Annotated in this window: 8 protein-coding genes; all 8 read right to left on the reverse strand. The window is 72.9% G+C overall.

The annotated features are described in order from the left end of the window. Window positions 1-158 precede the first annotated feature (158 nt). The 8 genes from ACFYL4_RS23565 to ACFYL4_RS23600 all read right to left on the reverse strand — a co-directional run bounded on the left by ACFYL4_RS23565 (window position 159) and on the right by ACFYL4_RS23600 (window position 12792). On the reverse strand, window positions 159-2618 hold the full coding sequence (locus ACFYL4_RS23565; protein WP_387521061.1) for an endonuclease/exonuclease/phosphatase family protein: 2460 nt from the start codon (window positions 2616-2618) through the stop codon (window positions 159-161). Between the two features lie 217 nt (window positions 2619-2835). Beyond that, on the reverse strand, window positions 2836-5430 hold the full coding sequence (locus tag ACFYL4_RS23570; RefSeq protein ID WP_387521064.1) for a polynucleotide kinase-phosphatase: 2595 nt from the start codon (window positions 5428-5430) through the stop codon (window positions 2836-2838). Then, on the reverse strand, window positions 5427-6977 hold the full coding sequence (locus tag ACFYL4_RS23575; protein WP_387521066.1) for a 3' terminal RNA ribose 2'-O-methyltransferase Hen1: 1551 nt from the start codon (window positions 6975-6977) through the stop codon (window positions 5427-5429). The genes ACFYL4_RS23570 and ACFYL4_RS23575 overlap by 4 nt, the downstream gene beginning before the upstream one ends. Before the next feature lie 62 nt (window positions 6978-7039). After that, window positions 7040-7519: a hypothetical protein gene (locus ACFYL4_RS23580; RefSeq protein ID WP_387521069.1), complete on the reverse strand. Its 480-nt coding sequence runs from the start codon at window positions 7517-7519 to the stop codon at window positions 7040-7042. A gap of 148 nt (window positions 7520-7667) precedes the next feature. Beyond that, the gene (locus ACFYL4_RS23585) at window positions 7668-8693 is read right to left on the reverse strand and encodes a hypothetical protein (RefSeq protein ID WP_387521072.1); all 1026 of its coding nucleotides are present in this window, start codon (window positions 8691-8693) and stop codon (window positions 7668-7670) included. 114 nt (window positions 8694-8807) lie between these two features. Beyond that, window positions 8808-11036 (reverse strand): TRAP transporter permease, encoded by a 2229-nt coding sequence (locus tag ACFYL4_RS23590; RefSeq protein ID WP_387521074.1) that lies wholly within the window; start codon window positions 11034-11036, stop codon window positions 8808-8810. Between the two features lie 102 nt (window positions 11037-11138). Further along, the gene (locus ACFYL4_RS23595; RefSeq protein ID WP_387521077.1) at window positions 11139-11714 is read right to left on the reverse strand and encodes a DUF1850 domain-containing protein; all 576 of its coding nucleotides are present in this window, start codon (window positions 11712-11714) and stop codon (window positions 11139-11141) included. A gap of 13 nt (window positions 11715-11727) precedes the next feature. Continuing rightward, window positions 11728-12792, reverse strand: coding sequence for a TAXI family TRAP transporter solute-binding subunit (locus ACFYL4_RS23600; RefSeq protein ID WP_387521079.1), 1065 nt, complete (start codon window positions 12790-12792; stop codon window positions 11728-11730). Window positions 12793-12820: the final 28 nt, after the last annotated feature.

Below are 12820 nucleotides of genomic sequence, written 5' to 3' on the forward strand. Positions count from 1 at the left end.
GGGCGCGCGGCGACCGGGAGGAGTGACCCCGCTGACGTGTCGGTCCGCCCCCTCGGTGAGGGCGCCCGGTACGCGAGGGGGCGGGCCCCGTCACCGGTGCCCGCCCCGTTCGCCGCCGGTCCCTCAAGGTCCGGTTCGCCCCGCCCGTCGCCTTGTGGCTAGTTCCGGCCCGGGGAGGTGCTGCGCCGGGTGTCGATCCGCAGGACCTGCGGGTCGTGGTCGCTCACCTGGTCGTGGAACTCGGAGTTGATCCGGACGATCTCGTAGTCGACGCGTCCGGCCAGGGCGCCGTTGACCAGGATGTGGTCGAGCGCCTGGGAGTTGCCGTCGAAGTTGTAGTTGTAGCCCTCGCCCTCGCCGAGCAGGTCCACCATGGGGTTGGTGAGCGCGCCGTCCCCGGTGAGGATGTCGAGGGTGGTGGAGAACTGGAAGTCGTTCAGGTCCCCCATCACCACGAGGTTGGCGTCCGGGTCGACGGCCAGGAGCTCGTCGGCGAACTCACGGACCAGGGTGGCCTGCTGGTGGCGCTGGGTCTCGCTGGTGCGGTTCGGCGGCTGGATGACGCCGTGCAGGGACTGGTCGCCGCCCTTGGCGTTGAAGTGGTTGGTGACCACGTAGACGTCGCGGTTGAGCGCCCGGAAGTGCCCGACCAGTGGCTTGCGGCTGGAGTTCCAGGCCGGGTCCTGGGGGGCGATCCGGCCCGGGGAGGCCGAGAGCGCGGCGCCGCGCGGGCCGTCGACGACCTCCACGGGGGTGGTGGCGTCGCCTCCCTCGACGTCGACGAACTGGACCCTCGCGGGGTTGAAGAGGAAGGCGTTGCGGATGTTGCCGCCGGGGACGCCGCCGTCCTTCTTGTCCTCGGGACTGATCTCCCGCCACTCGTAGGCGGGGCCGCCCGCCGCCGCGATGGCGTCGACGAGGCGGTCCAGGGTGACGTCGGCGGCCACGACGCCGTCGTCGGTCTCGCTGCTGTTGTCCTGGATCTCCTCCAGCCCGACGATGTCGGGCGAGCCCAGGTAGGCCGCGAAACCCTCGGCGAGGGCGTCGAAGTCGGCCTGGTCGTCCGCTCCGCCGAGGTTCTCGACGTTGTAGGTGGCGAGGCTGATCTCGTGGCGGGCGGTGGGGCGGACCGGACGGCGCTCCAGGTCACCGGAGACGTGCTCGCCGAGGGTGGTGGCGCGGACCAGGTAGCCGCCGAAGCGGCTGTAGTAGACCGGGCCCTCGGTGACGCCCGCGAGGGTGTCGCCGACGTTGGCCTGCGGGAAGGGGCGCACGTTCCGGTCCAGCAGCGACTCGATCTTCACGCGGCCGCTGTTGGGGTCGTCGTAGGAGCCGTAGTGCTGGCCGCCGTTGGGGGTGGGGTTCGCGTCGGGGTCGGTGGTCACCCACAGGGCGTCGTAGGCGTCGGTGGGCGCGATGACCGGCGCGTCCTCGACGCGGACCGTCATGTGCTCGTGGGCCGCCCAGAAGTCGAGGGCGTACTCGTCGGGGCGGAGTTCGAGGTCGGTGACGTCGCCGCCGTGGTCGGGGGCGTACGTCGAGGGGAGGGTGTCGGCGTCGAGCAGGACCGCCTCGGGCAGGTCGTTGCCCCGGGACAGGATGGTCCAGCGGGCCCTCTCCAGCTGGGTGATGGTCTGCGCGCCCGCCTGGGGACGGTATTCGCTGACCAGTCCGGCGGCCAGGACCTCGTCGCCGACAGCGACGTCGGGGGTGGTGGAGCCGGTGAAGACGAAGAGCGCCTCGCTGGTGCGCGGGTCGTCGTCGCCCTCGGGGTCCTGGAACCAGAAGCCACGGCCGCTACCGAAGGCGTTCACGGCCGTGACCACGCCGGGCAGGCCGCTCACCTGGCGCCCCGCGTACGGGGAGGTGCGGGTGGTGCCCTGGACGTCGTGGACGCGCAGGTCGCCGGGTTCGACCGGCTCCTCGGGCTCACCGCCGCCGGGGCCCTCGGCGGTCTCGCCCGCGCCGTTGGTGGGGGTCGGGTCGCCGGAGGTGAAGTCGGCGCCGTTGTCGCCCGTGTGGGTGAAGGCGGCGTCGCGTGACACGGAGGCGGTGTTGCCCGCGCCGCGTGCGGGTGTACCGGAGTGGATCACGGCGTCGCCGTAGCCGACGAGATCGACGACCGAGCCGTCCTCGGCGCAGGCGTCGGCGGTGCGGCAGGTGACGGCGCCGGTGCCCTCCACCAGCAGCACCGTCCCGGCGGTGGCCGACATGTTGGTGTTGCCGGTGTCGTCGGGGGTCGGGAGGTCGGTGGTGCCCCCGGTCCCCGCGGCCTGGCGGACCAGGTGGTGTTCACCGGCGGCGACGGAGCCGCTGAGCGGGGTCACCTGGACCTGGGTGTTGGTTCCGGGGCGGGCGGGCAGGTACTGCACGCTCCAACCGGTCAGGTCGACGTCGGCGGCGGTCGGGTTGCCCAGTTCGACGAAGTCGTGGCGCAGCTGCGCACCGCTGTTGCCGCCACCGCCGTAGACCTCGCTGATCACGGGGGTGTCGGCCGCCGCGAGGGCGGGCAGGGGGGCCACCAGGCTCGCGCCCAGGGCTGCGGCCGCCAGGGCCGCCGCCGGGGCGAGGGTTCTCCTGAGGGCCGGGAACGTGGGTCTGGCGGGGGTTGGGGACACGCCTGCTCCGGTTTCTGCGGGGATCGGGGGATTCGCGGGGTCTGTGCGGCCACATCATGGCGGTCACGGGTGTCCGCTTGAAGGAGTGCGCGTGAAAAGAAGGCGACCCGGTGTCCGATTGTTGTGATCCCACGACAGGCGGCGGCCCGGACCCCGGTGTGATCCTCCAAGGTCCGGGCCGCCGTCACCGTACTGGTCCGGTCCGGTCCAGCCCGCCCTACAGGCGCGGGTCGACCGGTTCGGTCTCCAGGGCGAGCACCGCGAACACCGGTTCGTGCACCCGCCACAGGGGCTCGCCCGCCGCCTGGCGGGTCAACGCCTCCAGGCCGAGCTTGTGCTCGCGCATGGCGAGCCCGTTCTTGCGGCCGAGCTTGCGGTCCTTGAGCACCGCGATGCGCTCCGGATCGGTGTAGTCCGCCCCGTAGACGATGCGCAGGTACTCGGGGCCGCGCACCTTCAGCCCCGGCTGGGCCAGACCCTTGCGGCCCCGGGCGCGGGCGCCGAGCAGCGGCTTGACCACCATGCCCTCACCGCCCCGGTCGACCATCTCGCGCCACCAGGCGGCCGCCGCCGCGCAGGAGTCGGGGTCGGTGGTGTCGACCACGCGGTAGCGGGTGGCCTGGACCATGCCGCCGGTCGCGGCGAGCTGTTCGGCCACACCCATGTGCCAGAGGTGGTCGGCCCCGGTGTACTCCCTGCCCTCGGTGGCGAGCAGCGCGAACGGGGCGAAGCGCAGACCGTCGGCGCCGTCGGTGTCCCAGGTGTAGCGGCGGTAGACCTCGCTGAACGCGCCGGTCTGTTCGGTGCGGCGGGCGATGGTCGCGGCGAGCCCGGCGACGTCCACCCCCCGCCCGGCGGCGGCGGTCAGGGCGGCGGTGGCTACGGGCAGCGAGGCCCGGGCGGCCGCCCCCACCGAGGCATACTGTTCCCGGATCAGGGAACGGGCCTTCGCGGACCAGGGCAGCATCTCGCCGTCCAGGGCCAACCAGTCGGTGCCCAGCCGCTCCCACAGCCCGGCCTCGGTCACGGTCCGGCGCAGCCGGTCGACGACCTCGGACCCGACCTCGGGGTCCCGGAAGAAGGGACGGCCGGTGCGGGTGTACACGGCGCCGAGTTCGCCGGGCACGAAGCGACGGGAGGCGGCGGCCTCGTCCCGGCACAGCACGGCCACCGCCCGGGAGCCCATGTGCTTCTCCTGGCAGACCACCTCACCGATGCCGGAGGCCCGGTAGGAGGCGAAGGCCTCGTCGGGGTGTTCCAGCAGGTCGGGCGCGGCCGCGGTGGGCGCCGGGGCCATGGTGGGCGGCAGGTAGAGCAGCCAGCGCGGGTCGACGGCGAAGCGGCTCATCACCTCCAGCGCCGCCGCGGTGCTCTCGGCTCCGGCGCGCACGGTGCCGTTCTCGGTCTCCACGAACAGGCCGGTGTGCGCGTCGCCCGCGCCGACGTCGGTGATGTCGATGACGCGCCCGTCCGCGGAGCCCTCCCGCGCGGGCGGGCTCTCCACCAGGGGGCGGACCGGCTCGTACCAGGTGCGTTCGGCGTCCACGTCCACGATCTCCCGTTCGGGGTAGCGCAGCGCGGTGAGCTTGCCGCCGAACACGCAACCGGTGTCCAGGCAGATGGTGCGGTTGATCCACTCGGCCTTGTGCGTGGGCACGTGGCCGTAGACCACCGTGGCCCGGCCCCGGTAGTCGCGGGCCCAGGGCAGGCGGACGGGCAGGCCGAACTCGTCGGTCTCGCCGGTGGTCTCGCCGTACAGGGCGAAGGAGCGCACCCGGCCGGAGGCGCGGTTGTGGTACTCCTCCTTGAGCCCCGCGTGGGCCACCACGAGGTCGCCGCCGTCCAGTACGAGGTGGCTGACGAGGCCGTCGCAGAACTCCAGGACCTCCTTGCGGAAGTCCTCGCTCTCGCGGTCCAGCTGCTCGACGGTCTCGGCGAGGCCGTGGGTGAGCCGGCCCTTGCCGGTCTTGAGGTAGCGGACGAGCTTGTTCTCGTGGTTGCCGGGCACACAGAGGGCGTCGCCGTCGGCGACCATGCCCATGACCAGGCGCAGGACGCCCGGGCTGTCGGGGCCCCGGTCGACGAGGTCGCCGACGAACACCGCCGTGCGGCCCTCGGGGTGACGTGCGCCGACCGGGCGCCCCCGGTCGTCGAGGCGCAGGGCGTAGCCGAGCTCCTCCAGCAGGCTCTCCAGCTCGGAGCGGCAGCCGTGGACGTCGCCGACGATGTCGAAGGGCCCGGTGAGCTCGGTCCGCTCCGGCCAGGGGCGCTCGAGCTCGATCCGGACGGCGTCGATCTCCTCCTGCCCCTTGAGGACGTACGTCCTGCGGATGCCCTCGCGGGACATCCGCTTGACCGAGTCCCTGAGGTCGCGGCGCTGGCGGCGGATCACGTGGTCGCCGAAGTCGCGGTCGGGCCGGGCCCGGTTGCGCTCCCGGGCCACCGCCTCGGGGACGTCGAGGACGATCGCGGTGGTCAGGACGTCGTTGGCCTTGGCGATACGGACGAGCTGTTCGCGGGCCTTGCGCTGGACGTTGGTGGCGTCCACGACGGTGAGCAGCCCGCGCCGGAGCCGCACGTCGACGATGGTGCCCAGGAGGGCGAAGGCGTCGGCGGTGGCGGTCTGGTCGTTCTCGTCGTCGGAGACCATGCCGCGGCAGAAGTCGGAGCCGATCACCTGCGTGGTGGCGAAGTGTCGTGCGGCGAAGGTGGACTTGCCCGATCCGGACACCCCGACCAGCAGGACGAGCCCCATCCGGGGCACGCCGAGCACGCGGGGCTCGCGGTGGGCCGCGTCGTTGGGCTCGGTCATCTGGTGAAGACTCCCATCTGGGTCGGGGCGCCGGTCTCGGGGTGTTCGGGGCCGACGGGAAGGTACCGGACGGTGTAGCCGTGTTCGGCGGCCGCCCGGTCGGCCCAGGCGGCGAACTCGGGGCGGGTCCACTCGAAGCGGTGGTCGGGGTGGCGGAACGCGCCCGGCGCCAGGCCCTCGTAGTGGCGGTTGTACTCGGCGTTGGGCGTGGTGACCACGACGACCCGGGGGGCGGCGTCGCCGAAGACGACCTGTTCCATTGCGGTCAGGCGGGAGGGGTCGAGGTGCTCGACCACCTCCATGAGCACGGCCGCGTCGTGGCCCCGGAAACGCCGGTCGCGGTAGACGACCGAGCCGAGCAGCAGCTCGGGGCGGGTCGCGGACGCGGCGCCGTCGCGGCCGGTGCCGGGGGCGTCGAGGAGGGGCCGGTGGCCCCGGCCCCCGCCCGGGTCGCAGCCCTTGCAGAGTCTGCGGTGCGCGATCTCCAGGCTCCCCAGGTGCACGTCCACGCCGGTGACGCGCTCCAGGGTGCGGTCGCGGACGAGCCGTTCCAGCAGCTTGCCCCCGCCGCAGCCGAGGTCGATGACGCTGGTGGCGCGTTCGGCCGCGAGCACCGCTGTGACCGCGCCCGCGCGCTGGTCGGCCAGTGACGGCGCGCGCTCTTCGGCGGCGGGTTCGGCGGGTTCGGCCGGTGCGGTCGCGGCGGTGTCCCGGGCGGGGGCGGCCGCGTCCTCCGGAGCGTCGTCGGCGGCCGCGCGCCGGTCGTCGGCCTCGGTCAGACGGGCCAGGGCGGTACGCACGTACCTCTCCCGGCGGGCGAGGTAGCGGCGGGTGATCCAGTCGCGTTCGGGGTGCCCGGCCAGCCAGCCCGCGTCGCGGCCGTCCTCGGGCAGGGCGCCGTCGACCGGGGCGCCGCCCGCGCGCAGGAGCTTGTCGATCTCGGTGGAGTCCACCCAGTAGTGCTTGTGGCCGCCCTCCATCGCGGGCAGCAGCACGTACAGGTGGCTGAGCGCCTCGGACAGCCGGAGGGTTCCGGTCAGGGTGAGCGACAGGTAGTGGGAGTCGCCCCAGCCGGGCAGGCCGGGGTCGAGCGGGACCGGTTCGGCCGCGACCGTCCAGCCCAGGGGTTCGAAGAGGGCGCGCGCCCGCTCCGGGCCCGGGTGGCAGGGCACCGCGGGCAGGCGCAGTTCCAGGGGGATGGGGGTGCGGGCCAGTTCGGGGCGGAGCTCGGTGTCGCCCCGCATGGCCGACCGCAGGACCCGGCCCAGCGCCACCGTGAACAGCGAGGACGAGGCGTAGGGGCGGTCGTTGACGTACTGCGCGAGGGCGAAGTCGGGGGTGCTCACCGACGTCCGCGAGCGCAACAGCGCCTGCGGGTCCACCTCCAGCAGGAGCGCGGCCGTGCAGCGGTCCTCGGTGGCCTCGGGGTAGAAGACGTGCGCCGTACCGAAGGACTGCTCGAAGCTCTGCGCCTTGTCGGGGTGCTTGTGGAGCAGGTACCCGAGGTCCGTCGCGGGCTGGGCGGTGGTGGTGATCGTCAGTAGCACCCGTGCATTGTTTCCGACCCGGCCGAGGCTGACCAGTGCTTTTCGGTCGGCCTCGGGCCGTGTCAGACGCGGGCCGGGGCCCCGGCGCCGCGGGAACGGCTGGTGAGCAGCGAGGTCAGGGCGAGGGAGGCGGCCAGGGTGAGCACGGTGATCAGGTGCCAGGGCAGCCAGGGGCTGGTGGCGGCGGCCAGGCCGGGGAAACGGTCCCACAGCCAGGTCTCCAGCGGGATGGCCGCCGACGTGCCGACCATGGTGAGAAGCAGGTAGAGGGGCAGGGAGTAGAGCACGGCGGCAAGGGGGCGGGGGGTGCGCGCCAGCCGCAACAGGAGCAGGGCCAGGGCCGGGGCGACCAGCAGGGCGACGGTCATACCGGCCATCCCGGCGCCGATGTTGGCTCCGACGACGTCGTCGGACTGGGTGGCGACGAGGCCGGTGCTCACCAGCCAGCCGAGGCCCTCGGCGACGAGGGCGGCTCCGGCACCGGCGGCGAGGCCGAGGAGCGCCGCGCGGGCCGGGGTGGACGCGGGGGTCGTGTTCGTCATGGGACCAGTCTGGTCCGGGGCCCGCCCGACGCGCCTGAGTACGGCTACTCAACCCGCCGGGGTCCTCCCTCGCTGCCCCTCTCCCACCCCGGTCCTCGCGCCGGACCGTGCTCCCCCGCCCCGCTCACTCCTCACTCCCCCGCCCCGCTCACTCCTCGCCGGGCCCCACCCGGGGGTCCACCCCCAGCTCCGACATGGCCAGGGCCGCCTCGGTGCGCGCGGAACCGAAGAAGGACCAGGGCACGTCGCACACGTACCGGCCGACCGACCCCAGGTGCCACCGGGCCAGGTCCGCCTCCCCCGCGCGGTGGAAGGCCCAGCCGAACAGGTGGTGGGCCTGGACGTCGCGCACGTGCGGCACGGCGGCGGACGCCCACGCCTGGGCCAGCTGGAACAGTTCGCTGACGGCGTCGCCGTGCAGACGCCCCATCGCCATGGAGGTGATGTAGGCGCTGTTGCCCTCCCGGACCAGCCGCCGCCGCTCGCCCCGCAGGTACTCGGCGTGGGCCAGGGCGAGCACGGACGGCAGGGGGCTGCCCTCGGGCGCGGTGTCGGCGGCCGCACCGGCGGCGGCGAACATCTCCTCCGCCGAACCCCCTCGGGCGGGGGCCAGGGCGCGCACACGGGTCATGTGCGCCGGGTACAGGTGCGGAGCCCGGGCGGCCACCTCCTCCCAGGCCCGCTCGCGCTCCTCCCGCTCCCCGAGGCCCATCGCCACGGTCTGGAGGGCGGCCCAGGGCGCGGCGTCGTCGGGGTTGAGGCGGGCCGACTCCGCGAGCGGCACCCGCGCCTCGTGCAGGGCGGCCTCGAAGGCCTTGCGGTCGGCCTGGGCGGTGTCGGCTCCGCCGGAGGGCAGTGCCACGGCGCGGGCGAGCAGGGCGTGGCCGAGCCACAGCAGTACGTCGGCGGGGTCGGCGCCCGTCCCGGACAGTTCGGCGATCTCGTCGGGGCGGTCCACGGCGGCCCGCCCCAGGGCCTGCGCCTGGTAGGCGCGGGCCTCGGGGTCCCGCCGGGTCTCCACGAGCAGGGCCGCGCCGGCCTCCGCGTCGCCCTCGCGCACCGCCTCGCAGGCGGAGCGCAGCAGGGGGTCCGTTCCGTAGGAGGCCGACACCAGCACCGCCTCCAGGTCGGTGCCCTGCAGGCCCCGTCCCGGTTTCCATCCGAATCGCCACATGCCAGCGAGGTTAGGACATGCGGTCCGGGGACCGTGACCGGGAACGCCGACGGGGCGCGGCGGCCGTGGCCTCCGCGCCCCGTCCGGGCCCCTTCGGGTCCCGTGGGCGGACCGCTAGGCGTTCGCGGTCTCCACCGTCTTCGGCTGCTCCTCGCCGAGCGGGGCGACCAGGCCCTTGGCCTTGTCACGGCGGTGGTTGATCACCTGGAGGGTGATGAGCACCAGGCCCGAGACGGTTCCGGCGGTGATGAACACGTCCGAGGACACGCTCACGGACAGCAGGGACTCGGCCCAGCCGCTCCATTCGGGGGCGATCAGGACCAGGGCGGCGGACAGCCCCAGCGCGATGCGCTCACCGAGCAGGGTACGGCGCAGGAAGAAGCCCTCGATCGCCATCGCTCCGGCCGCCAGGGCGACCGATCCCGTACCGATCGCGATCACCAGATCGAGGACGGGCCCGTCCACCTCCATGAGCGCCGAGTACGCCATCAGCAAGGGGATCAGATAGAGGCCCTTGGCGAACTTCCACGAGGACACGCCCGAGCGCATGGGACTGGAGTTGGCGATTCCCGCCGCCGCGAAGGCCGCGAAGGCCACCGGCGGGGTCACGTTGGAGTCCTGGCTGAGCCAGTACACGATCATGTGCGCCACGATGAGCGCCAGGCCGAGCTGCTCCAGCGCCGGGCCCGCCAGGATGACCAGCACCACGTAGGAGGCGGTCACCGGCAGGCCGATGCCCAGGATCAGGGAGGCCAGCGCCACCATCACCAGGGTCATGAGCAGGTTGCCCGCGAAGGCGTTGACCAGCACGTCGGAGAAGACCAGGCCCAGACCGGTCAGGCCGACCATGCCCACGATGATGCCCGCCACGGCGCACGCCACGGAGACCGGCAGGGTGCTGCGGGCCGCCATCACGAACACCTCCAGGAAGTCCTTGAAGCTGAGGCGGCTGCCCGCGCGCAGCATGGCCACGACGAGCAGGGCGCCGCAGGCGGCCAGACCCGCCCGTGTGGGCGGCACGTAGTTGAGCAACAGGACGATGAGCAGGATCAGAGGGGCCATGAAGTGCCAGCCCGCGCGCATCACGATGGCGAAGGTGGGGACCTCGTCCCGGCCCATCGGGCGGATGTTGTTCTTGCGGGCCAGGATGTCCACGAAGAGGAACATCAGGGCGAAGTACATGATGGCCGGGATGATCGCGACCTTGACGATGTCGGCGTAGGGGATGCCCAGCCGCTCGGCCATGAGGAACGCGCCCGCGCCCATGATGGGCGGCAGGACCTGCCCGCCGGTGGAGGCGGCGGCCTCGACCCCGGCGGCGTCGTGCTTCTTGTAGCCGACCTTCTTCATCAGCGGGATGGTGAAGGGCCCGGTGGTGACGACGTTGGCGATGGCGCTGCCGGAGACCGAGCCCATCAGGGCGCTGCCCAGGACCGCGCCCTTGGCCGGGCCGCCGACCATGCGCCCGGTGAGGACGTAGGACAGGCCCACGAAGAAGTTGCCGCCGCCGGTCTTGGAGAGCAGTGCCCCGAAGAGGATGAACACGAACACGAACGTCACGACGACCCCGAGCGTGAGCCCGTAGATCCCGTCGTTGCCCAGGTAGACGTGCGTGGAGATGCGCTGGATCGTGGCGCCCGAGTGCCCGAAGTCGCCGGGGATGAGCGGACCCAGCCAGGCGTAGTAGACGAACGCGGCCACCAGCAGGACCATGACCAGTCCGACGGCGCGGCGGGTGGCCTCCAGGAGGACCACGATGGCGACCAGGCCCATGAACTGGTCGAGCTCGGAGTAACCGCCCGCCCGGCGGGCCAGTTCCGTCTGGAACAGGATCGGGTAGACGCTGACCGCCACGGTCGCGACGATCATGACGAGGTCGAGTACCGCCCCGAGGGTGAGCGCGATCGGGTTGCCGTGAACCGTCGCCTTCTTGAACGGCGGCATGATCACGAACACCATCATCATGATCAGCATGAGGTGGATGAGGCGCTGCTGCCGGGCGTCCAGGCCCGAACGCAGCGCGATCCAGAGCTGGAACGCGGTCAGCGCGATGCCCAGGACGAGGATGATCCCGCCCATGGCCAGCCCGAACCGGCCGTCCCCCCAGCGCTCGGAGGCGATCCGGCGCCAGACCGGCGGGGCGTCGTCCCCGAGTCCGTCGACGTCCGGCAACGCGTCGGCGGAGGTGCCGGTGTTGCGACCGCCCTTGCCGAATCCGACCTGCGACGTGTCGTCGGCGGTCTCGGCGGCGTCCGCGGTGTCGGTCGCGGAGGCCGTGGACTCGTGCTCGGATTCCTCCGGCGTCGGGGGCACGTCACCCCTCACCTGTGGTTTCTCAGCCATGTTCTTCCTCGGTTCGACGGTTGGGGCCGCGCGGTGCGTGCGACCACGGGGGCCGCGCGGCGGAGGGTGTCTCAGGCGGGGGCGGACCTGGTTCTCGGAGGGCTACTCGTCGCAGTCCGGCCGCGGCGCGCCGCCGAACAACAGGACGAGGGTGGGGACGCGGACCGGTTCGACGACCACCCGGCGGGCGGTGAGGCACGGGGAGAGCCGGACCTCGGTGTCGGGGGTGCGCAGACGGTGGTCCACGGAGGCCCGGCCCACACGGATGGCGAGCTGCGGGCCGAGCGTGCGGTTCATGTCCTCGATGACCCACCACTCGCCGTCGGCGCGGCCGGTCCCCTCCCCGGGGATGTGGCCCATACCGGCGCCGAACTGGCGCAGGCGGGTGGAGTCGGCGACCAGGACGCCGTCACGGACCTCGATGTTCTCCTCGATCGGCAGGTGGTCGATCGAGTGGACGTAGGAGACGGTGAACTGTTCCCCCTCGGCCAGGGGCAGGTGGCCGAACCGCTCGCCGTCCACGCTCAGGCGCAGCGCGGGCCATACCGGCACCAGCGCGGCCAGGAGCAGGGCGGCGCACAGCCCGGCCCCGGCCCACCGGCCGAGGCGGCGGAGCACCGCGGTCCGCGGACGCCGTGTCCCGGCGTCCGCGGACCCGTCCACCACTGGGGTGTCCATCGTCGTGTGCGGCCTACTCGTCCGTGTCCGCGTCCGCGGCCGCGGCCGCGCCCTCGGGGCGCAGGTCCTCGGGGACGCCCACGCCCTGCTCCTCGTAGAAGCGCAGGGCGCCGGGGTGGACCGGGACGGGGCTGTTCTCGATGGTCTCCGGCACGAGGTACTGCTCGCCCGGGGCGTAGACGCCGACGACCTGGTCGATGTTCTCGAACATGGCCTTGGTGATCTCGTAGGCCTGGTCGTCGTTGAAGGAGCCCGGCACGACCAGGGCGTTCCAGACGGCGATGGTCTGCACGTCCTCGTCGATGCCCGGGTACGTGCCGCCCTCGATGACGTGTTCGGTGTAGCCGCCGTAGCCGCTGACGATGGCGTCGCGCTCGTCGTCGCAGATCTCGATGAGCGCGATGTCCTCGGTGGTGCCGAGCTCGGTGATGCCCGAGTGGCCCTCGCCGACGACCCAGGAACCGGCGTCGAGCTGGTTGTTGGTCAGGGCGTTGGCGGTCTCCGCGTAGCCGAGCTGCTGGAGTTCGACCTGGCTGGGGCCGATCTCCAGGGAGCTGAAGACCTGGGTGGTGGTGGCCTCGTTGCCGCTGCCGATGTCACCCACCGAGTAGCGGGTGCCGATGACGTCGCGGAAGCAGTTGAACTCCTCGCGCTCGGCGATGCTCTGGAGCGTCACCGCGTGGAAGACGTTGGGGTACAGGACCGCGAGCGAGTAGGTCTCGACGGCGCCGCCCTCGAAGTCGCCGGTGCCGGTGAAGGCCTGGTCGGCGGCGTCGCCCTGGACGATGGCCAGGTGGCTCTCGCCCGAGCCGAGCAGGCGGATGTTCTCCACCGAGGCGCCGGTGGCCTCGACGGACGCCGACTGGCCCTCCAGGTTGTCGCCGATGATGCCGCTCAGCGCGCCGCCGATCGGGTAGTACACACCGGTCGTGCCGCCCGTGACGATGCTGAGGTTGCTCTGGACGTCGGCACCGCCGACCTCGACGTCCTCCGTGGCCTGCTCGGCGGGCTGGGAGCAGGCGGCCAGCATGAGCACGCTGGCGGGGATGGCGGCCAGGGAGAGCTTGGAGCGTCGCATGGTGGTGGGGTCCTCTCGGGGGAACGTC

The organism is Nocardiopsis sp. NPDC006938, from assembly GCF_042869555.1.
GTDB lineage: Bacteria > Actinomycetota > Actinomycetes > Streptosporangiales > Streptosporangiaceae > Nocardiopsis.

Coding starts and splice junctions, on each gene's coding strand:
- ACFYL4_RS23570 (WP_387521064.1), bottom strand. CDS start 5,430: ATGACCGAGCCCAACGACGCGGCCCACCGCGAGCCCCGCGTGCTCGGC.
- ACFYL4_RS23580 (WP_387521069.1), bottom strand. CDS start 7,519: ATGACGAACACGACCCCCGCGTCCACCCCGGCCCGCGCGGCGCTCCTC.
- ACFYL4_RS23585 (WP_387521072.1), bottom strand. CDS start 8,693: ATGTGGCGATTCGGATGGAAACCGGGACGGGGCCTGCAGGGCACCGAC.
- ACFYL4_RS23590 (WP_387521074.1), bottom strand. CDS start 11,036: ATGGCTGAGAAACCACAGGTGAGGGGTGACGTGCCCCCGACGCCGGAG.
- ACFYL4_RS23595 (WP_387521077.1), bottom strand. CDS start 11,714: ATGGACACCCCAGTGGTGGACGGGTCCGCGGACGCCGGGACACGGCGT.
- ACFYL4_RS23600 (WP_387521079.1), bottom strand. CDS start 12,792: ATGCGACGCTCCAAGCTCTCCCTGGCCGCCATCCCCGCCAGCGTGCTC.